Consider the following 20,434-nt stretch of genomic DNA (forward strand, 5'->3'; position numbering starts at 1 on the left):
CCCCCCGGTGGTTAAAAAATATTTTAAGAGGCCTTCTTAACACCTACTGTCCACCTTCACTTAAAAAAAATTCCCACATCAGCTCTTGAAAGGAGGTAAGCCTTATGCCAACACCAGCAAAACCATATATTGCATTAGTAAGTGAGAAAAAATCGCATAGAACAAAAGAAGAGTTAAACCTAAGGAAACAAGGGGAAGAAGCACTTTCAACTGGTGTTGCTATGAAGGAACGCCACGAAGTAAAAAATAATCCAATTGCTCATAAAGAGTTCTTAAGATTAAATAAATTGCTTAAAGAAATCAGTAAAAATGATGCAATAAATGAAGCGGTAATTAATAGATATTGTTTAATATATGCTGAATGTCATGACTTCGAAGAAAAAAGAGAATCATTTTACAAGGACCTACAGGAGCTAACAAGTAATAAAGGTGAGCTTATTGACAGTGAGGAAATATCGCTGAGTACTTATTATAAAATGAAACATAATATGCAAACAACGATTATTAACCTAGATAAGCAAGTTCAATCTAAGCGAAAAATGCTTCTCGACATAGAAAAAGAAAACATCATGACAATAGCAGCAGCTTTGCGTTGTATACCTAAGAAAGTAGAAGATGAAAAAGATGATCCACTACTCATAGCGTTAAGGGGTGGGTAAAATTGCTGTATGAAAAGGCTGTAAAATACGCAGAAGATTGTATTAGCGGAAAAGAAATAACTACTTTTGAGGTTAAAAAGCAATGTCAATGGTTCTTAGATGATTTAGAAAAGCAAGGGCAGGAAGATTTTAAGTTCTACTTTGATTTTAAAGAGTTAGATATTATTGATAACCTACTTAAATTAATGAACTTTGCTACAGGTATTAATATTATTGGTATAACTTTATATGATGGTTTGGAAAATTTCCAAGCCTTTTTTCTTGCCAATGTATTCGGTTGGAGATTCAAAAGCAACAAGGAGAAATTTAGATATAGAGACATAACATTATTTATTCCAAGAAAAAATGCGAAAACGTTTATCTGTGCTGTTATCATTATTATTCTTATGTTAAAAGAAGATAACTATTCAGAATTCTATTCGATATGCGTTGACAGGGATTTGGCTGGCGAGCTAAAAAAAGCTATTTCACAAATCTTAGAATCTAGTCCACATATCGGTAGTAGATTTGTGGTTCCTAAAACACTTAGCGGTAGAGTTACTTGTACGTTAACAAAATGTACATACCAGCCAAGAACAGCACAAGCTAATTCAAATAACTCTATAAAGCCAAGTGCGTTTATTGCAGATGAGATAGGAGCATTTAAGGATAATAAAAACATTGCTGCTATGAAATCAGGTCAGTTAAATGTTAAAAATCCTTTAATGTTTAAGTTGACTACAGCTTACGCAGAAGATAAGTCGATTATGCTAGAAGAACTTGACTATCTTAAAAAAATATATAGAGAACTAGAATTTGATGATAGGCTTTTTGCACTTCTTTATTATTCAACAGAAGAACACCTGTGGGATGATACAGGTCTTTATATGGCCAATCCATTGCGAATCGAAGAAAATTATGATGAAATTCGTAGCAGTCGTAAAAATGCACTTGCAAAGCCGAGCGAAAGAGAAGAATACCTAACAAAACATATGAATCACTTCGTACCAAGTAACAGTGGTGAAGCGTTTATTGAGATAGAAAAACTTAGGAAATGCAAGGTATCTAGTTCTTTTGAATGGAAAGGAAAAGACGTTTATGTCGGATTAGATTTAGCAATGACAAATGATAACGTTTCTGTATCGATGATATGTTATGAGGATGGTACAATCCATGCAAAATCATGGGCATTTATCCCATCAGGTAGAAAAGAAGAAAAAAATAAACTTGAAAGAACAGACTATGACAGGTTTATAAGAGAAGGCGGTTGCTTTGAATGTGGTGATGAAACTGTAAGTTATGCTTATATCGAAAAATTCATAATAGAGCTAGAAGAAAAATACGGAGTTACAATATTACAAATTGGCTATGACAGATATAACTGTTTATCGACAGCAGGAAAGCTAGAAGAAGCAGGATACGAAACAGTAATGATAAAACAGCACTCAGATACATTACATAGTCCAACTAAGTTATTACATGAAAGTATACTAAATAAAGAATTTTCGTATGATGAAAATAGGCTTTACGAAGTAAATTTTCAGAATGCAAAGTGTACTTATGACACAAACATGAATCGTTATATAAACAAGAAAAAATCAAATGGGAAAGTTGATATGGTGGTATCAACTATTAATGCTATGTATCTACTAGAACAAGAAATATTAAATGGAAATAATGGATTTGTTGTACAAGTTATTTAGAAGGGGGTGAGAAATAGAAATGGGATTGATTAATAAGAATGCCGGTCAGCATGAAACACTAAGTATAGCGGAAACAGCAAATATCTTAAAAAGTAATATTGAGGAAAGAGCTGAATCGGAATCAACTGGTGTAACATTTAATACATTTTTAGAATCTTTATTAAAGATTGGAAGTATCTCAAAATCACAAGCTCTGAACATACCATCTTTACAAGCTAGTATAAATGTTATTGCAAATACGATTTCTAGCTTACCAATTAAGATGTATCAAGAAATAGATGGTGAAGTAAAAGAAATAACTGACGATCATAGATTAACGCTTCTTAATCATAGTACAGGAGATACATTGACAGCTACGCAATTTTGGAAAGCTATCTTAGAAGATTACTTCTTAGGTAAAGGTGGTTATGCTTATATTAATAAGCATGGTAATAAAGTTGAGAGCTTACACTATGTAGATGAGACTAATGTAAGTATCAGTATGAATACGGACCCAATATTTAAAGACTACAACATTCTGGTGAATGGCTATACATATGCACCATATAGATTTCTTAAATTTTTACGAAAGACAAAGGATGGATGTACTAGCAAGAGCATTATTAAAGAAAATTCTTTGATGTTGTCAGTAGCGTATTTTTCATTAAAGTACGAGAATAAACTTGTTGCTAAAGGTGGAAACAAGAGGGGGTTCTTAAAGTCAGAGAATAAATTAGAACAGCCCACAATCGATGAATTAAAAGCATCATGGGCTAAATTATATAGCAATGATGAATCTGAAAATGTTGTTGTATTAAATAAAGGATTAGACTTTAAAGAAGCTTCAAATTCATCAGTTGAAATGCAGTTAAATGAGCAAAAATTAACTAATTCATCAGAAATATCAATGCTGATTAATGTTCCGAATGCTATCATACGAGGAAATGCATCCGAGCAAGATAATAAAAACTTCATAAAACATTGTATTATTCCTATTCTAACTGACCTAGAAACAAGTTTAGACAGGGATTTTTTGTTGGAAAAAGAAAAGAAGAATACTTACTATGCATTTGATACTAAGGAACTATTAAGGGGAAGCCTTAAAGAGAGATACGAAGCATATGAAATAGCACTAAGGAATAACTTCTTACAACCTGACGAAGTAAGAAATTTAGAAGATTACGAGCCTTTTGGATTTAACTATATGAAATTAGGGTTGCAAGACGTTCTTTTTAATCCTAGAACGGGTGATATATTTACGCCGAATAGAGGGACAGTAGAAAATATAGAAGAAGAGTCACTGATGAAAGAGGGTGAAGAAGATGAAAATAGAAGTTAGAGCAGATGGCGCACATATTGAGGGATATGTTAATGTGACTGAAAAGAAGTCACGCCCAGTAATTACTCCAAGGGGTAAAGTAATTGAAGTAATTGAAGAAAGAGCATTTGAAAGAGCACTTGAAAGAGCTGGTAATATAACTGTAACAGTGGATCATGATAAGACCCATATATATGCCAGTACAGATGATGGGACTCTTGAATTGTACGAGGATTCAATTGGATTACATGCCGATGTACTTATTACAGATGAAAATCTTATCGAGCTTGCAAAGCAAGGTAAAATAAAAGGCTGGTCATTTGGAATGTACAACGTAAAAGACAAAATGGAAGAGCGAGCAGATGGTTTACAAATAAGGTGCGTAAAAGAGTTAGATTTAGATCATTTGACACTTGTTGTAAATAAGCAGCCTATTTATTCTGCAACGTCTGTTGAATTAAGAGCAGAGGAAAACGTTGATATCGAAGAAAGAGCTGTTGAGCAGAAAATAAAAGTCATGGTTGAAACACCACCAAAAGAGGAAAAGAAACAGTATGATAATTCAGATTACCACAATAGAATCCAAAAATTAAAGTCGGCTAAATAGTCGGCTTATTTTATTTAAGAAAGGAATAGAACGCATGAAAAACTTAAAAGCATTAGTAGAACAAAGAGCAGACTTACAAGAAGAATTAAATAAACTTGTTAGCACTGCAGATACCGAGGAAAGAGCAATGTCAGAGGAAGAAGCAAAGAAATTTGATGAAATTGAATCAAAAATCAATGCACTTGATGGAACAATTGATAGGGAGGAAAGGGCAAGAGCAATGGATATGAAGAGAATCGTTGAACAGCAGAAAATCGAAGTGGAAGAAAGAGCAGGTTCCGACATTGTAACTGCTTTTGTTCGCGGGCAAGAAGTAAGAGCTGGAGAAATGACAACTACTACTAATGGAAATATTATTCCTTCTGATTTTTCTACTGATATTATTAGAAAAGTAGAAGAATTAAGCGGAATTTATTCCGCAGTAGGAAAAGTGAATTCTACTGGAACATACAAGCAAATTGTAGAAAAGAATAAGATTACTGCAGGATGGACCAATGAATTAGCGGAAGTGACAGCTTCAAGTGCTGATTTTGATATTATTGAAATTGGTCACCACAAATTAGGTGCACTAGCTAAGTTATCATATGAAATTATTAATCAAGCAAATTTCCCAATTGCAAATGAAGTTATGCAGCAGATGGTTGATGCCTTTGTATTAAAAGCAGAAGAAGGGATTATCAAAGGAACCGGTGTAGGACAGCCTACAGGATTAATGAGTGGTGGTACTGCATTTAAATTAGCATCTGCGACAGCTATTACTGCAGACGAGGTCATTAAGATTTACCATGCATTAAAGGCTCCATATTTGCCGAATGCTGAATGGTTAGTAAGTAGAAATACGTTATGTGCAATCCGTTTATTAAAGGATGCAAACGGACAATATCTATTCCATGAAGCAGAGCTTACAAGCGGATATGTAGGCTACATCTTAGGAAAGCCAGTGTTATTAACAGAAGTTACAGAAGATTATCAGATCATGTTCGGTGATTTTAACAGAGCGTATAAAGCGAATGTAAATCCACAAATGACAATTCAAATACTTAATGAGGTTTATGCTTCACAGGGAGCAAAAGGAGTGCTTGGATTTATGTTCCTTGATGGAAAACCAGTAAATAATGAAGCATACGTTGTAGCGAAAGCAGTGTAGGTGGTGGCTTATGAAAATTAAAGCATTAGTGAGTTTTGCAGGTGCTTTAACTATGAGAATAGGTGATGTCTTGGAGTACGATAATAAGGTTGTACTCCAAGACCTTTTAAAAGCTGGTTTCATAGAAGAAGTAACCGAAACCGCACCGAAAGGTGGTAATAAAATTGAAGGTAAGCGAAGTTCAAGTAAGTAATATCGTAGATTATTTAAGGCTTGACGAAGAAGAATATACAGAGACAGAAATACAAGTGATTATTGATTCTGCTAAAGCTTATATTAGATCATATACCGGGTTAGATAATGAGAAGATAGATACACACGAGGATATTACTATCGCACTTTATGTATTATGCCAAGATATGCATGGAAATCGGTCAATGTACGTAGACAATGGCAGTGTAAATAAAAGCAATGTAAATAAGGTAGTTGAAACTATACTCGGGATGCATTGTACAAATTTATTGTAATTGTAGGTGATTATATGAATGTTAATCCTGGTGAATTAAATAAGCGTATCGAAATAAGAACTTTCAATAAAAAGACAGAGGAAAGTAACCTTGTAAGAAAGTGCTGGGCGAAAATCACAAACATTTCTGGAAAAGAAATTATAAGAAACAATATTGATATTGAAAACATAGAGACTAGATTCCTTGTAAGGCACTCTAAAACTCAAATTACAAAGGATATGGAAATACATTTTAGAGATATGATTTTTGATATTAAATACAGCAATGAATATGGGTATGGCAAGCAGTATGTAGAGATTTTAGCAACATTTAAAGATTGGAATACAAAATGAAAGCAGATTTGAATTGGAATAATTGTTTTTTCGAAATCTCTGATCTGATAGGGATGATACCAGACAGTATCGCTGATAACGAGGAAGAATCATTAGTAGAAATGGCAGTCGTAGTCAAAAATAACGTAGAAAATAGACTAGACCGCTCAAAGCTCGATGATACAGCAAAAAATTACGATGGTTCAAAACCATACAAGCATATGAAAGATGATGTCAAATACACCGTAAAACGTGATAAAAGCGGAGGTTTGTATGCAAAGATACAAGGCGGTAAGAATACAGGATATAAGTGGCGGTTTTTGAACGATGGTACTGTTAGAAATGGTAAGATTCATACACGTGCTACACACTTCATCGACCATGCTCTAAGTGATTCGAGCCATGATGTTGATAACATTATTAATCGAACCATTAACAAGTCTATCTAGGAGAGCGTATGGAAGAAAAATTAATAAATCTAATTAAAAGTACATTAAGTATTAAGTGCGATAGTGTCTTTGATAAATTACCAGTACCATGCGCTCTCGTAGATATTTTTACCATATCGCCTGGGCTTAATGGTAATGGTTCAAGCGTAATTGATGAATCAAAGGTACAAGTTGATTTATATTACAAGGCGAAGAATCCATTTGATGAAGCAGCTAAAAAATTATATCAAGCACTTAAGTATGAAAAATATTACTCGCTGCCATACATGGAGAAATATTTTGATAAAGAAGCAAATTTATATAGAGCTACTTTCAGTTTTTATATAATAGAAAGTGAGGAATAAAGAATGAAAAAAGTTAATTTGCAGTTCTTTGCAGGAACACCAAGTAAAAGGGCATACAGGATAAATATTAAAAAACCAGTATACTCCGTATTAACTTCTGATGATAGTACTGCTTCTGTATATGGAGAAGTTAAAAGCCTCGGTGAGGCTATGGAAATACAGATAACCCCAACATTGGCAACAGGCACATTGTACGGTGATGGTGCAAAGGTTGATGATAGTGCTAAAATAACCGGAATTGATATGCAATTTGGTTCCACTAAAATACCAATTGAACACAGAGCGGAAATGCTTGGTAATACATATGTAGATGGTATTTTAGTAGAAAATAAGGGTGATCAATCGAAGTATATTGCATTTGGATATGAAGTTGAACAGACAAATGGAAAAAGGGAATGTGTTTGGTTGTTAAAAGGAAAGGCACAGCCTATTTCAAGTACGTCACAGCAATCAGAAAGCAATATCAATTACTCTACAGACAGTATTAAAATTTCTTTTATACCTCGTACGTTTGATGGAGCTATCCGTGCATTCGGTGATACTGCAAACGAAGCATTTACAGATGAAAAAGCCGATGCTTTTTTAAGTGATGTACCTAATACATTTGCAGGTGAATAGGAGGAAAACGGATGAAAAAAACATACGCAGTAAAACCGAAAACAGAAATACAGTTGCAGTTTGAGGACGGGAAAAACTTAAATATAACATTCGATGCAGCAGCAGTTTATCATTTGATTAATGACTTTGAAGATGGATTAAATGAATCTCTTAATACAAACTATACAGAGCTATGTGCAAGAATTATATACGCAGGAAGTGTTGAGCATGAACAAGAAATGAGTATTGAGAAAGCTCGAATGATCGTATCTAACCTAGACATTGAAACTCTAACAGATTTAATAAATGACTTTACAGATAGTTTAGGGAAAGAGAAGAAAGCCGAAATCGTTGAATATCAAAAAAAAAGTATGACGGAGTTTGTGAACAAGAAATTGTTGTAGACTTCGACATGCTTTTTTATTTTTATTGTATTAAATTGAGGCGTTCGTCAAATGAATTTTGGCATGCGCCTCTATATCAAATATACACTTTAATAGATATTTACAATGACGAAAAGCAAATGGAAGCTGCAATTTATAGTGATTATGAATATAAGTCTAAGTATTTTAGCACTAATGGCTCTGGTGATAATCAAGAAATTACAAGCATGAAAGAGATAACGGGGTGGGTTTAGTTGAGTGAAAATTACAAAAAGGTGATAACATTACAATTCGACTACTCACAAATGTCGAATAGTGTTACAGACATAGATCGAAAGATGAAGCTCTTAGATAGTGAGTTTAAATTATCACAAGAGCAAATGAAATCATATGCAGACGAAACAACAAAAGCTGAATTAGAAGTACAGAGATTAAGCGAAAAAATCGCTTTACAGACACAAAAAGTTAATTTAAATAAAACAGCTCTTGATAATGTAGGAAAAAGTAATGAATTAACAGAAAAGCAGTTAGATAGTGTTCGTAAAAAGTATATAGATAGCGAAAAGTCGCTTTCTGTAATGAATAATGCACTTGAAGAAGCAAAAAAGAAATTAGAAAACTCTACAAAAAGTACAAAAGATTATTCTGATAAATTAAGTTCACTTGATAGTAATATGAAATTGATTGATAGTGAGCTAAGGTTAAATGTTGAAAGACTAAAAGATAGTGATGATGAGAACAAGAGACTTACTACGACTATCGATGCGTTAACTAAAAAGATAGAGATACAAGCTCAAAAACTCGATATAACTAAGATTGCATATGACAAAGCTAATAATAGTGGTAATGCTACAGAAAGTCAGCTGAATGGTTTGAAGCAACAATACATTGAAAATGAAGTACAGCTAATAAAGATGAATAATGCATTATCAGAAGCAAAAGGCAAGTTAGATGATATAAAAAGTCCTGCTGATAACGTAGAAAAATCATTTAAGAAAAACAGTAATAGTGCAGCGGATATGGCTGGAAAACTGTATATTCTAAATGAAGCTTTAAAACGTGCTAAGGAAGCATTAACTTCGTATGTCGATTTTGATGTTTCCATGTCCAAGGTAAAAACTATAGCTGATACAACAGTAGTATCGTTTGACAATTTAAAACAGGGTGTATATGAAATTGCCAAACAAACTGGACAAAGTGCAGTTAGTATTGCAGAAGCGTTAAATCAATGTATTTCTTCAAATGTTGAGACTGCAGATTCTCTTAATGTAACGCTTGCTGCTGCTAAGTTAGCAAAAGCTGGTTTTACTGATACAGCGACATCCGTTGATGTGTTAACGACAATTATGAATTCCTATGGAATATCTGCAAAATATGTTACGTTGATATCAGACAAGCTTATTGAAACACAGGATAAAGGTAAAACAACAGTTGGTGAGTTAGGTGCTAGTTTCGGAAAAGTCGCAGGATTAGCGCAACAAGCTGGAATTTCTTTGGATGAAGTGCTGGCTGCGGTTTCGACTCTAACATTAACAAATGGAAGTGCAAGTGAATCACTAACTTCATTAAAGGCTGCTATAAGCAATATAATAAAACCAACTGCAGAAGCTAGAGAAATCGCCGACAAGCTACATATTCAATTTAACGCTACAACGTTATCTAGTAAGGGATTAGCTGAATTTTTAGAAATGGTTAATCAAAAATGTAGAGGTAACACAGAAACAATGGCTAAGCTGTTTGGTTCCACAGAAGCATTAAATGCAATGCTTTTGCTTACAGGAAGTGGAGCTGAAAGCTTTTCTACAAACTTACAAAGTATAAGTGATTCTGGTGGAAAAACAGAAGAAAATCTTAAAAACTTAAATAGTACTGGTGATAGATTTAAAAAATCAATAGAAAATATGAAAACTAAATTGGTTGAACTAGGCGATACACTAAGCCCTGTATTAGAAGTATTAAGTGCAGTATTTACTGTTTTGTCTAATATACCAGCACCAATATATGCGATAATTGCAGTTATATCTATTATGCTAATAGTTATGAAAAATTGGGCTACCATAACCACTACTCTTACATTAATACAGACGGGTTTTAAGTTTGCTATAGGTGGTATAGCAACTATGCTTGGTATAAAAACAGCAGCGCAAACTGCATCTACTGCAGCAGATTTAGCAGCAACAGGAGCCAATGCAGCATTGGCAGGAGCCACAAGTGCAGCTGCTGGGGCTAATGCAACTTTAGCAGGAGCATCTACTGCAGCAGCAGGTGCTAATACAGCATTGGCAGGAGCTACAACAGCAGCAGCTGGAGCAAGTGCTGCATTAGGAGCAAGTGGTGCAATTGCTACATCTGGTTTAGCACCATTATTAATATTAATTCTTGCAATTGTAGTTGCAATAGGGATATTAAAAGGGGTTATGAAGTCTGTTTCAAGTATATTTAATGAAACAAAGACATCAGCAACTGAATTAATGAATACATCAAAAGAGGTTGGAACATCATTGCAAGGTGCATCTCAAAAGAGTGGATTGCTAAAGAACAATGCATCTGGTACAAGGTATTATAGCGGAGGTAGAACTGTTGTTGGAGAAGAAGGTCCAGAGATTATTGATCCACCTGTAGGAAGCCGAATTTACAATGCAAGAGAAAGTCAATCTATAATGTCAGGAGATAATTACAACGTGTATGTAAATGTAAGAGCTAACGAAATACAAGAAGTACAGGACTTTATAAATATAATTAGAGGTCAGCGTATGGCTGCAAGGAGGTTATAATGGCTACTCAATCACTACGATGTTCGGTAGATACATATATTAGTATTGGTGACAATTCAAATCATTCAACAGCTACAAAGCTAAAGACAGATAACTGGCCAGCCGACCAGAAGAATCCTACTAGATATGCTACTGTTCTGCAGTTTGAGATTCCTAATATTTTACGTTTTAAGAAAATTAATAGTGTGAAACTAAGTGTTACTATAAAAACCGATGTTGGGTCTGGTTTTGGTGCTGTGTATTACCGTGCATATACTGCAAGTGCAAGTATCGCAGATTTAAGTTATACAAACTATGCAAACCGTGGAAGTGTAAGTTCTCCGATTTTAGATATACAGACAGTTAGTTTAAATCCAGGTACAAGCTATACAAAAGAACGAGACATTACAGAAATATTTACGAATAACGTTGTAAATAACCTATTTTCCGTGATGGTGAATGTTCCAAATCCTAATATAGATGATTTATACATCTTATCAAATGAAAACAGTAGCAATTATCCAATATTAACAATTGATTATGAGGATGTTCTACCGGTACCACCTACTCTTTTATATCCAGTCGATGTATATGTAGATTCTGACAGAGAGTTAACATTCCGCTGGACATTTAACACTATGAGCCAGTCAAAGCAAAAAGGTTATCTACTTCAATGGAAAAGATCGGATGATAGTAACTGGTATATATTAAGCAGTGAAACAACTGAAAGATCAACATATACTGCACCTGCTAATACATTCACTACAGGACAAATCGAATGGAAATTACGAACAATTGATGAAATAGACCAAGTAAGCGATTTTTCTTCATCTCTATTTGTTGTCAAAGGAAAGCCAAGTCTGCCGGTTATAACTTCTATAAAAAATGATACTTTAACAGTTATTGAATGGACCGCTTCGGATCAAGTTGGATATGAAGCTGAGATTAAAAAAGATGGGGAAGTCATATATAAATCTGATAAATCTACAAAGGAAACAATATTAAAACCTAATTTATTTTTACCAGATGGCAATTATGAATTACGACTAAGAACCATCAATAGTTATGGCCTTTGGAGTAACTTTGCTAGCCGAATATTTACGATTAGTACTGCCAAACCAAACAAGCCAAGTGTTTCGGTTTCTATAAATGGGGACATTGCTTATATTTCGGCTGAATTTAACACAGATGTAGCTTACTTATACCGAATGGATACAGAAGAAATTATTCTGATTGCAAAGCTAACAGATAAAAAGTATGTCGACACTGCAATTAGATGTAATATGCATAGTAAATATTTTGTGAGAGCATACAACGTTGGATTTACTGATTCAATCCAAGTAGTAGCATTAGCAACAACTAATGGATTTATCGTAAGTGACTCTAAAGATATTATAAGAATAGACTTATCGGAAGAAAGGTATATTCCGTTTGCGGAAGAACTTTCTAAGGAATTTGACTTAGTAGAGTACTCTGGCCGTAAGGATCCTGTTGTAGAAGATGGCGAACACGAGAGACAAGTTATTACTCGCAATGCATTTATTAATGAAGAACAATATGCAAAGTTGCGTAAGATGTTTAATACATCAACAATAGTTCTTTACCGTGATAATAGAGGTATTAAGCTATGGTGTAAAATAACGAGACTAAGTCGCAAGAATGCTATGCTTGATATGGGTTACAACATAGATATTTCCTTTACAAAAGTGTTTTACAAAGAAGGGATTGAGGTAAATGAATAGCCTTGCGACCGATAAGTATTCGCGTGAAGAAGTTAAAAGTATGCTACTTGGTAATCGTAAGATTAGTTTTAAATATGAGTTGATAGATAAGAATAATAACTACCTTGGGTTAGTATCTGCCCAAGGTAGTATTTCTTATGATACACGAATGAGTATCATGCGTACTGGAACATTTACAATTAATGAAATTACGGATATCAACTCTATTGATGAGAGACTAAAAATTCATATGAGTTTGCATGATGTAGAGGAAGTAATAACATTCCCTCTTGGCGTACTTCTCATTAGTTCGCCAGCTCGAACTCATAATGGTAGGTCAATAAGCAAAAGGTGTGAGCTGTATGATCAGTCTGTAATATTACAGGAAGATAAGTTCGATGTAAGGCATTGTGTAAAAGCGGGCAATATTTACACTGGTGCGGTTGAGAATATTCTATCTTCCGCAGGAATCATCAGCTATGATATTACTCCATCAGATAAAATCCTTATGGCAGACATAGAGTTCGAGATTGGAACCAGTAAGCTTGATGCAATCAATAGCTTATTAAGTAGCATTAATTATAGTAAATTGCATTTTAATGAAATTGGTATCGCTGTAGCTATTCCATACAAATTACCAGTATTACGAGATATTGAAGATACTTATGAAACTGATAGCCAAAGCATAATCAAGACGGGTGTTGAGCAAGGACTAGATGTGTTTAATGTACCGAATAAAATTGTTAGATATCTTGAAAATCCTGATAGAGGGATGCTGATAAGCAGTTATGAGAATAATGATCCTACGAATATATTAAGCATACAAAATAGAGGAAGAAAGATTGTAGATATTGCAAGTGTATCTGATATAGCTGACCAAGCTTCACTCGATGCGTTGGTCTATAAGCTGGCATCCAATTCGGTAGCCTATGAAACTCTAAGGTTTAAGACTGGATTAATGCCACACCATGGACATGAGGCCTGTCTACAAGTAAAAAATAAAGATGTAAACGTGCAAGCGAAGTATATCGAAGAAGCATGGAGTATGGACTTAAGGCCAGGCGGTGACATGATACATTATTGTAAAAAGGTGGTGCCAATCTAGTGAGTAGTATGTATGAAACAGCAAATGATTCTATTTTAGATGATGAGCTGATAAAAGAAAATGAAAAAGAGAAAGAACGTTGTTTCCGACTAGCTACGGTTACTTCACTTTTCGAAGATGGATATTACAAGATAACTTTTTACGGAGAGAGTAATGAAAGCGAGAAAAAGTATAAAAGGCTTGAGATGTCAAATCCATCTTTGAATGACACTGTTCTGCTTGCACATATCAATGATAATTATATAATCCTAGATAAAATTTCGGGTACGGTACCGATTGCAGGAGACGGATATTTGAGCCAGACTCAAGCGAATGAACTATTTGCATCTAAACAACATACTCACTCGGATTATGCTCATATTAAACACATCCATTCTTCGCTAAAACCGTCTTCAGAATCAAACCGAATCCTATATTTAGATAATGGAGCACTAAGACCCAGCTCATCAGGAATATTTAATCTCGGTACTCCTAACTACACGTTTGGTGATGTATATTCGGGTGATGTATATGCTAATAGTTACCATCTTTGCTATGATAAAATCTATTTTGCAGGTGGAGAAAATTCATATTATGTCAAAATGTTTGGTAGTAATATTTTTGGGCCTTCTGGAGACGGTAGTATGAATTTAGGCAGTACAAACCGTAAATGGAACACATTATATGCTTTTAACTCTACAATATCTACCAGTGACAAAAAGGAAAAACACGACATAGAGAACTTAGATAATCGGTATATAAAATTATTATCACTCCTTAAACCAAAGCGTTATAAGTTTAATAAAGGAGAGAGTGACCGATATCACACTGGATTAATAGCACAAGATGTAGAACGAGCACTAAAAAAGTGTGGAATTTCATCGCAAGAATTTGCTTGCTTTATAAAGTATAAACATGATAACGGATATGGTTACGGATTACGGTACGAGGAACTTATATCGATTCTAATCGAAGATAGAAACCGTAATGTTAAAACCATCGATAAGCTTGTTAAAAGAGATAAAAGTAATAGAAAGTTAATATCTGACATGCAAAAGACTATAGATGAATTTGCATTAAGACTTGAAGAATTCGAAAGGAGGGTATCAGGTGCAGAAACCCTATAACATAGAACTAAGTACCGAACGTAATCAACCAGTTGATACTAATATAAAATTATGCCAAGGTGATAATAATATCACTTTTAATATTAATATTAGCGATTTTGATTTAACAGGTAATACAGTAAAAATCGTATTCACGCAAGCAAGTGGATTAAGTGTAGAGAATAGAGCGATAGTTAATAGCGATAAAAAATCATGCACATACAATATTGTTGGTAACGAACTTCAATCACCAGGTAAGGTAATTGCGGACCTGAAAATATATGATTCTAATAACAAGCGTTTATCCTCTGCTTGTTTTATTTTTTATGTAGATATAGATTCATTAAATGATAACTCATTCCCTCCAAGTAGCTATTCTGGAAGCTTAGAAAGTGCATTAGAAGAATGTCGAGATGCCACACAGGAAGCACTTGAAGCAGTACAGAAGGTTGTTAATATTGCAAACAACCTAGCAACAACAGAAGAAGGATTCGCATTAGATGCACGACAAGGTAAGGTTTTGAACGATAAGATTACCACGTTAAATGAATCTTTAGTTACCAAAAATATCACAATAACTGCTACAAACAACTTTACGCATGCCGGACTGTGTATTAAGAAATTAGGTAGATGTGTGTATTATTATGTAATAACTGTAGGTAATACAGTACCTATCGAAACACTAGTTACGGTTGGTACATTTGATACTGCTCATGCTCCTATATCTTTTGCATCGAGCTTGGGCGCAAAAGATAGTACAAGTCAATTAATACATGTGTTAGCATATTCAGACGGAACTATTAAAATAGGTAATTATTCAGGAGCTTCTTTAGTGGCTGGATCAACTATTTTTGGTACTCTCATATGGGATACTAATTAAATCATTATTTAACGAACTAATTCCCTCGGTTAAAAGTACAAACTTGGTCATATATGATTATACTTGACGATTTTATACTAAAATGTACCATTAGTGATTGATTTATTTACCAAATGAGTTATAATGTTTACATTACATACTTGGTAATACTCAGTAATACCTAGTAATACTTAGGCATACTTAGTAATACAAGTGCATACCAAAGTATACCTATGTTTTTATTATGGGTAATATAACTTGTGGTGTAAATATGTACATTTTAAACATCGTTTAACTATTGAGGGGGAGGATAAGTATGAATGATGTATTTAAATTAGCAGAAGCATTTCTCAGCATAGAATCAATGACAGCGAAAAAATTACAAAAGCTATGTTATTACGCAAAAGCATGGTATTTGGCATTATATGATGAGGATTTAATTCGAGAAGATTTTGAAGCATGGGTTCATGGCCCTGTATGTCCAAAATTATATAGTAAGTATAGAGGATATGGCTATAATATGATACCCAAGATATCAGTAGCTAATAATATACCGGAAGAGTTTTTAAACTTTGCAAATAAAGTATTTTATACGTATGGTGATTTAGATGGTGATGAATTAGAAGAACTTACTCATAGTGAGGATCCATGGATTAATGCAAGAGAAGGCTTAAGACCGTGGGAAGGTGGAAATGAAATCATATCGAAAGAAGATATGAAATCATATTATAGACAAATGGCAGATGAATAATGAAATTAGGCAATTCTAAGCAAAAGCCACTTGAAAATAAATCACTACCTGCTGAAAAAGAAAAATTCAAAACCATTAAAGAAAAAAATAGAAGTACGCATATTATGTTTTCATTTGAATCTATTGATTTATCTCATGAATATTTTAATTTGGATGGAACGTGTATAAATTGGACTCTAACAATGATGGAATCACTCAGAGATATTTCAAATAAAGATAGAAATGAAATAGTATCAAGAAGCGTTGGGAAAATTAGATTTCATAATCACGAAAGTAACAAAGCACAATTCAAACCTCCATATAACTTGGATGATAGCGAGTTTTATCAAATAAGGTTTGGCAAAAGCAAAGGTGGAATACATGGAGTTTTAGTTGAAAATATTTTTTATGTTATTTGGTTAGACCCACAGCACAACATGTATCCTATTGATAAATATGGAGGTCTAAAGAAAATTATACCACCTTCTACATGCTGTAAAGATCGTGATTCAGAACTAATATATTTAAAAGATGAAGTTAATAAATTGATACAGGAAAATGAAGTGTATCAAGAACTTATTGATGAAATTGCAGCAACTAAAAATAATTAAAGAAGCATCCTTCGGGGTGCTTTTCTTTTGGTGTTATTTAAAGAAGGGAGAAAAAATGGAACAAATTAAACTAAAAGACGGTACCTTAGTTGAGATTATAGGTGCAACAAGTAACTCATTATCCTTTGACACAACAGAACAAAGTCCCGAAGAAATCATTGCAAAACTTACAGAAAAGAATCTTGAAAGATTCGAGATAATTAATGAAGCAGAAGAATCTTTGCATGTGTACAAGGATAAGAAGATAAATTTTCCGTATGATGTTTATGAAAAATCATTAACGGTTAATTTAGTAGATGTCAATGTACTGGAAAAGCAGGTGAAAGCTCAACAAGCTGAGATAGATCTTCTCAAGCAATGCACGAAAGAACTTTCTCAAATAGTTTTTGCTTAGAAAGGAGGATATTATGGCGTTAGCGACTTTATGGGCTAATGATGTTATCAATGGACAAGAATTATATTCCGATGTACCTAATGGACTTAAAGAAAAGGTAAAAGAGATATTAAAAGAAAAAGGTTGCAATGATTTAGTAATTTAACAATATTAGTAGTATACATATGGGCGCTTAATGCGCTCTTTTTGTATGCGGAAAGGACTTTATGAATGAAGCTTTAATAGTAGCGTTACTTTCATTGGTTGGTACTGCTTTTGGAAGTGTTGCAGGTATTATGACGGCAAACAAGCTGACGAATTACAGAATAGAGCAACTAGAAAAGAAAGTTGAGAAACATAACAATGTCGTTGAGAGGGTTTTTAGATTAGAGGAGAAGGATGCTGTACATGATGAACAATTAAAGGTGGTAAACCACCGGATAGCAGATTTAGAGAAGGTGAGCTAATGAAGAAAAAAGCGAAGTATTCAAAATTTATTGTATTTATAGTTATTGTTCTAAATGCGGTATTTGCATATATGACACTTAATGTTTTTGCATCAACAGGAAGTGAGCCAACAATGCTAATAACTGCATGGTTTGCGTTTACAACCGGTGAGCTTTGGATGCTTGCTGGTATCAAAAAGTCAAAATCAAAAACGGAGGAAAAGGATAATGAAATTTGAAGTATTTTTAATGTTGTTACTCGTGGTATCCGTGTTAACCAGTCTTTTCGTGGAAGGAATTAAGAAACTTTTAGATGAAAGAGGAAAGACGTACTATTCCAACATGCTAGCCGGAATTACATCAATAGTGTTATCGGTATTCGTTGGTTTTGCTTATGTCATTTTGGTTCAAGTAGCTCTCAACATTCAGATGGCGGTATACTTAATCGCGCTGATTTTATTGAGTTGGTTATGCAGCATGGTGGGATATGACAAGGTATTACAGGCAATAACACAAATTAGGGGAGGCGAAAAAATTGAGTAATTACAAGAAGTTAATGACGGATCAGCAGCTAAAGGAAAAAGTCCTAGATATTGCTACCAATTTTAAGACATGCTACCTTTATGGTGGTACTGGACAATTAGTAACTAATGCGATTATCGACCAAAAGGCTAAACAACTTCCTACGTGGTACACGACAGCACGCATTGCAACGCTTAAAAAGTTAGTAGGCAAGGGTTATTATGGATTCGATTGTGTGAACCTAATTAAAGCCATTCTATGGGGTTGGGAAGATGGAGAGATGGGTAAGTATGCATCTAATACGGTACCAGATACCAATGCGAACGGATTTATTAATTTGTGTGAAGATATCAGCACCGACATGAGCAATATCAAGCCAATGGAGCTAATTTGGTTTTCTGGCCATGTAGGTTTGTATCTTGGCAATGGTAAGTGTATTGAGTGCGCTCCTAGCCTGAATAAAGTCGCTATCACTAACATGTCTTATCAAAGAAAATGGAGCAAGCATGGCAAACTTCCTTGGATTACATACACAGAAGAGAAGAAAAGACAATTAAAGTTAACTTCTCCGTATATGCGTGGTGATGATGTAAAGGAGTTGCAAGCACTCATTGACGTTACTACGGATGGGGTTTATGGACCTGCAACGGATAAAAAAGTGCAAGAGATATTAGGTTTGCTCGGACGATAAAAAATAGCCCCTCGGTTATGCTGAGGGGCCTTATTTCATTTGAACAAGTTTTTTAATATAGAAGATAGACTAACACTTGTTTTATTATAAACTTTATTATATGCAGCTTTCTTTGGGTTCCTCAACCATCCCATACCTTTCTTACCGTATCCAGGTATAAGAGCTTTCTTTATCTTTCGCTTTGCTTTTCCAGTTGTACGTGCTCTAAAACTCTTTTTATAACTAGGTTTTCTAACTCCAAATTTCATTTGACAGCAACCTCCGAATTTATATGTATTACACTAAATTTAATAATACAAAATATATAATTGCAAAAATAACAAATACACAGATTGTAATAACAGTATTTAACTTATCATTAAATTTCTCAGATTCTGTACGTCCATAAATCTCATCTTTATGTTTCCCACTAACAACAATCAATCCTTTTTTATCAGTACTAGCTTCATGTGTAATAGCAAACAAATCATATAGGATAGCAACACCTACAAGCAATGTTAAAACAATCTTTACACCTACTGATTTAATAGCCAATGAGTAACCAAATTTTTTAGCAATAGGTGAGATAATAAAATTAAAGAATACGGAGCTACCAAATAGCAAGTATACTATCCCTTGTATCCATTTTCCTACATAAAATTTATGAGCTCCAAAATATCCAAAGAAAAAGCATAAAAGAAATGACATTGTGCTATTACGATTACTTATATCTTCTTGTTGTAAATTCAAAATACCCCCTCCTATTTTGCATAAACCATAATATAGTATTATATTACCATTATAGAAATTATAAGGCAATACAAAAAGTGCCTGGTTTCCCAAGCACTACTTGTTAGCAACTCAATGATTGGTGGACAATGTCCACTTTTTGTCCACAATGATAAAATGGTTTAATATTTCTATAAATAACAATAAGTTGTAATACATGCTTATTATACTTGATTCTAAGCTATTGATAACTACGCAAAAAGCTTATAAGTTATTGCAAGTTCAATTAAGTGCTACATTTATATGTCCATGCGGAAGTGGTAAAAAGTATAAATTCTGTTGTGGTAAATAAAGAAAATGCTGTATTTACAGGTAGTAAGTTGATTGCTTGCTGCCTGTTTTTTTTATTTTGTCCACCATGAGAAGAATGGGAGGGATTATTAATAAAATTTTGATAGCTAATAGTACATCGATAGCTGATATTGATAATTGGTAAAATATGTAGTATGCTCTTTGAAAAGAGTATATATATTTGATAAAGCCAAAAGGGGTGTTTACTATGTTTGAATTTTTCAAAAAAATCTGGCAAAACAGAGTTAGTAAAGTAATACTATTAGCCTTGAGTAGCATTATTTTAGTTATCTTCCTAAGTACTGTAAGCGGATTGCGAATATCTCCTTTGACCCAATATATTTTTATATTGCTGTGGTGGCAAAGTCTATTTTATGTTAAAAATATACAAATAGCAGCGTTTGATTTGGAGTGTGTATGGACCTCTACGGTAAAAGTTAAGTGAAATTATAGATGCTTAGAATAAAAAATAGCCCCTCATTGATATGATCCTCCATAAGTTGACATGGTAAATAACCAAAATCTACTTATGGAGG

Annotated in this window: 28 protein-coding genes; 26 read left to right on the plus strand and 2 right to left on the minus strand. The window is 33.8% G+C overall.

The features are described 5' to 3' along the window. The first annotated feature begins 104 nt into the window (after window positions 1-104). The 25 genes from RTP52_RS19385 (at window position 105) to RTP52_RS19505 (ending at window position 18,839) form a co-directional block, all read left to right on the plus strand. A complete protein-coding gene (locus tag RTP52_RS19385; protein WP_312373000.1) occupies window positions 105-659 on the plus strand; it encodes a P27 family phage terminase small subunit in 555 nt (184 codons plus the stop codon). 2 nt (window positions 660-661) lie between these two features. Then, entirely contained in the window at window positions 662-2,341 is a 1,680-nt protein-coding gene (locus tag RTP52_RS19390) for a terminase large subunit (RefSeq protein WP_312373001.1), read from the plus strand. A 19-nt stretch (window positions 2,342-2,360) separates the two neighbouring features. Continuing rightward, the gene (locus RTP52_RS19395; protein ID WP_312373002.1) at window positions 2,361-3,659 is read left to right on the plus strand and encodes a phage portal protein; all 1,299 of its coding nucleotides are present in this window, start codon (window positions 2,361-2,363) and stop codon (window positions 3,657-3,659) included. Continuing rightward, on the plus strand, window positions 3,643-4,245 hold the full coding sequence (locus RTP52_RS19400; RefSeq protein ID WP_312373003.1) for an HK97 family phage prohead protease: 603 nt from the start codon (window positions 3,643-3,645) through the stop codon (window positions 4,243-4,245). Before RTP52_RS19395 ends, RTP52_RS19400 begins: the two co-directional genes overlap by 17 nt. 34 nt (window positions 4,246-4,279) lie before the next feature. Beyond that, on the plus strand, window positions 4,280-5,392 hold the full coding sequence (locus RTP52_RS19405) for a phage major capsid protein (RefSeq protein WP_312373004.1): 1,113 nt from the start codon (window positions 4,280-4,282) through the stop codon (window positions 5,390-5,392). 10 nt (window positions 5,393-5,402) lie between these two features. After that, window positions 5,403-5,585 (plus strand): hypothetical protein, encoded by a 183-nt coding sequence (locus RTP52_RS19410; RefSeq protein ID WP_312373006.1) that lies wholly within the window; start codon window positions 5,403-5,405, stop codon window positions 5,583-5,585. Further along, entirely contained in the window at window positions 5,557-5,859 is a 303-nt protein-coding gene (locus RTP52_RS19415) for a head-tail connector protein (protein WP_312373008.1), read from the plus strand. The genes RTP52_RS19410 and RTP52_RS19415 overlap by 29 nt, the downstream gene beginning before the upstream one ends. Before the next feature lie 14 nt (window positions 5,860-5,873). After that, window positions 5,874-6,191: a phage head closure protein gene (locus RTP52_RS19420; protein WP_312373009.1), complete on the plus strand. Its 318-nt coding sequence runs from the start codon at window positions 5,874-5,876 to the stop codon at window positions 6,189-6,191. After that, window positions 6,188-6,619 (plus strand): HK97-gp10 family putative phage morphogenesis protein, encoded by a 432-nt coding sequence (locus RTP52_RS19425; protein WP_312373010.1) that lies wholly within the window; start codon window positions 6,188-6,190, stop codon window positions 6,617-6,619. Before RTP52_RS19420 ends, RTP52_RS19425 begins: the two co-directional genes overlap by 4 nt. A gap of 8 nt (window positions 6,620-6,627) precedes the next feature. Beyond that, a complete protein-coding gene (locus RTP52_RS19430) occupies window positions 6,628-6,963 on the plus strand; it encodes a hypothetical protein (RefSeq protein WP_312373011.1) in 336 nt (111 codons plus the stop codon). A gap of 3 nt (window positions 6,964-6,966) precedes the next feature. Continuing rightward, window positions 6,967-7,581 (plus strand): major tail protein, encoded by a 615-nt coding sequence (locus RTP52_RS19435; RefSeq protein ID WP_312373013.1) that lies wholly within the window; start codon window positions 6,967-6,969, stop codon window positions 7,579-7,581. 11 nt (window positions 7,582-7,592) lie between these two features. Then, complete coding sequence (locus RTP52_RS19440) at window positions 7,593-7,964, plus strand: hypothetical protein (RefSeq protein WP_312373014.1); 372 nt, start codon at window positions 7,593-7,595, stop codon at window positions 7,962-7,964. Between the two features lie 233 nt (window positions 7,965-8,197). Further along, on the plus strand, window positions 8,198-10,717 hold the full coding sequence (locus RTP52_RS19445) for a phage tail tape measure protein (RefSeq protein ID WP_312373015.1): 2,520 nt from the start codon (window positions 8,198-8,200) through the stop codon (window positions 10,715-10,717). After that, on the plus strand, window positions 10,717-12,438 hold the full coding sequence (locus tag RTP52_RS19450) for a hypothetical protein (protein ID WP_312373017.1): 1,722 nt from the start codon (window positions 10,717-10,719) through the stop codon (window positions 12,436-12,438). The genes RTP52_RS19445 and RTP52_RS19450 overlap by 1 nt, the downstream gene beginning before the upstream one ends. Then, window positions 12,431-13,522, plus strand: a complete 1,092-nt coding sequence (locus tag RTP52_RS19455; protein ID WP_312373018.1) for a hypothetical protein — start codon at window positions 12,431-12,433, stop codon at window positions 13,520-13,522. Before RTP52_RS19450 ends, RTP52_RS19455 begins: the two co-directional genes overlap by 8 nt. Before the next feature lie 8 nt (window positions 13,523-13,530). Next, on the plus strand, window positions 13,531-14,628 hold the full coding sequence (locus RTP52_RS19460) for a tail fiber domain-containing protein (RefSeq protein ID WP_312373034.1): 1,098 nt from the start codon (window positions 13,531-13,533) through the stop codon (window positions 14,626-14,628). Continuing rightward, window positions 14,612-15,487, plus strand: coding sequence for a BppU family phage baseplate upper protein (locus tag RTP52_RS19465; protein WP_312373019.1), 876 nt, complete (start codon window positions 14,612-14,614; stop codon window positions 15,485-15,487). Before RTP52_RS19460 ends, RTP52_RS19465 begins: the two co-directional genes overlap by 17 nt. A 295-nt stretch (window positions 15,488-15,782) precedes the next feature. Then, window positions 15,783-16,217 carry a Panacea domain-containing protein gene (locus RTP52_RS19470; protein ID WP_312373020.1) on the plus strand — a complete coding sequence of 145 codons (435 nt, stop codon included), beginning with the start codon at window positions 15,783-15,785 and terminating at the stop codon, window positions 16,215-16,217. Then, a complete protein-coding gene (locus RTP52_RS19475; protein ID WP_312373021.1) occupies window positions 16,217-16,807 on the plus strand; it encodes a hypothetical protein in 591 nt (196 codons plus the stop codon). The genes RTP52_RS19470 and RTP52_RS19475 overlap by 1 nt, the downstream gene beginning before the upstream one ends. A 55-nt stretch (window positions 16,808-16,862) precedes the next feature. Beyond that, the gene (locus RTP52_RS19480) at window positions 16,863-17,201 is read left to right on the plus strand and encodes a hypothetical protein (RefSeq protein ID WP_312373022.1); all 339 of its coding nucleotides are present in this window, start codon (window positions 16,863-16,865) and stop codon (window positions 17,199-17,201) included. A 13-nt stretch (window positions 17,202-17,214) separates the two neighbouring features. Beyond that, window positions 17,215-17,346, plus strand: a complete 132-nt coding sequence (locus RTP52_RS19485) for a hypothetical protein (RefSeq protein WP_312373023.1) — start codon at window positions 17,215-17,217, stop codon at window positions 17,344-17,346. Window positions 17,347-17,407: 61 nt separating this feature from the next. Further along, on the plus strand, window positions 17,408-17,647 hold the full coding sequence (locus tag RTP52_RS19490; protein WP_312373025.1) for a hypothetical protein: 240 nt from the start codon (window positions 17,408-17,410) through the stop codon (window positions 17,645-17,647). Then, window positions 17,647-17,865, plus strand: coding sequence for a hypothetical protein (locus RTP52_RS19495; RefSeq protein WP_312373027.1), 219 nt, complete (start codon window positions 17,647-17,649; stop codon window positions 17,863-17,865). Before RTP52_RS19490 ends, RTP52_RS19495 begins: the two co-directional genes overlap by 1 nt. After that, window positions 17,855-18,169 carry an aminopeptidase gene (locus RTP52_RS19500; RefSeq protein ID WP_312373028.1) on the plus strand — a complete coding sequence of 105 codons (315 nt, stop codon included), beginning with the start codon at window positions 17,855-17,857 and terminating at the stop codon, window positions 18,167-18,169. Before RTP52_RS19495 ends, RTP52_RS19500 begins: the two co-directional genes overlap by 11 nt. Then, the gene (locus RTP52_RS19505) at window positions 18,162-18,839 is read left to right on the plus strand and encodes a C40 family peptidase (protein WP_312373029.1); all 678 of its coding nucleotides are present in this window, start codon (window positions 18,162-18,164) and stop codon (window positions 18,837-18,839) included. Before RTP52_RS19500 ends, RTP52_RS19505 begins: the two co-directional genes overlap by 8 nt. A gap of 35 nt (window positions 18,840-18,874) precedes the next feature. Here the strand turns inward: RTP52_RS19505 and RTP52_RS19510 are convergent, their stop codons facing one another. Together RTP52_RS19510 and RTP52_RS19515 are read right to left on the minus strand one after the other, a co-directional pair. Beyond that, entirely contained in the window at window positions 18,875-19,087 is a 213-nt protein-coding gene (locus RTP52_RS19510) for a hypothetical protein (protein WP_312373031.1), read from the minus strand. A 28-nt stretch (window positions 19,088-19,115) separates the two neighbouring features. Next, the gene (locus tag RTP52_RS19515) at window positions 19,116-19,568 is read right to left on the minus strand and encodes a TM2 domain-containing protein (RefSeq protein WP_312373032.1); all 453 of its coding nucleotides are present in this window, start codon (window positions 19,566-19,568) and stop codon (window positions 19,116-19,118) included. Between the two features lie 196 nt (window positions 19,569-19,764). Between RTP52_RS19515 and RTP52_RS20480 the strand changes: the two genes are divergently transcribed. Then, window positions 19,765-19,899 (plus strand): SEC-C metal-binding domain-containing protein, encoded by a 135-nt coding sequence (locus RTP52_RS20480; RefSeq protein WP_312373033.1) that lies wholly within the window; start codon window positions 19,765-19,767, stop codon window positions 19,897-19,899. Window positions 19,900-20,434: the final 535 nt, after the last annotated feature.

It is taken from the genome of Lachnoclostridium sp. (assembly GCF_031997925.1).
GTDB lineage: Bacteria > Bacillota > Clostridia > Lachnospirales > Lachnospiraceae > Lachnoclostridium.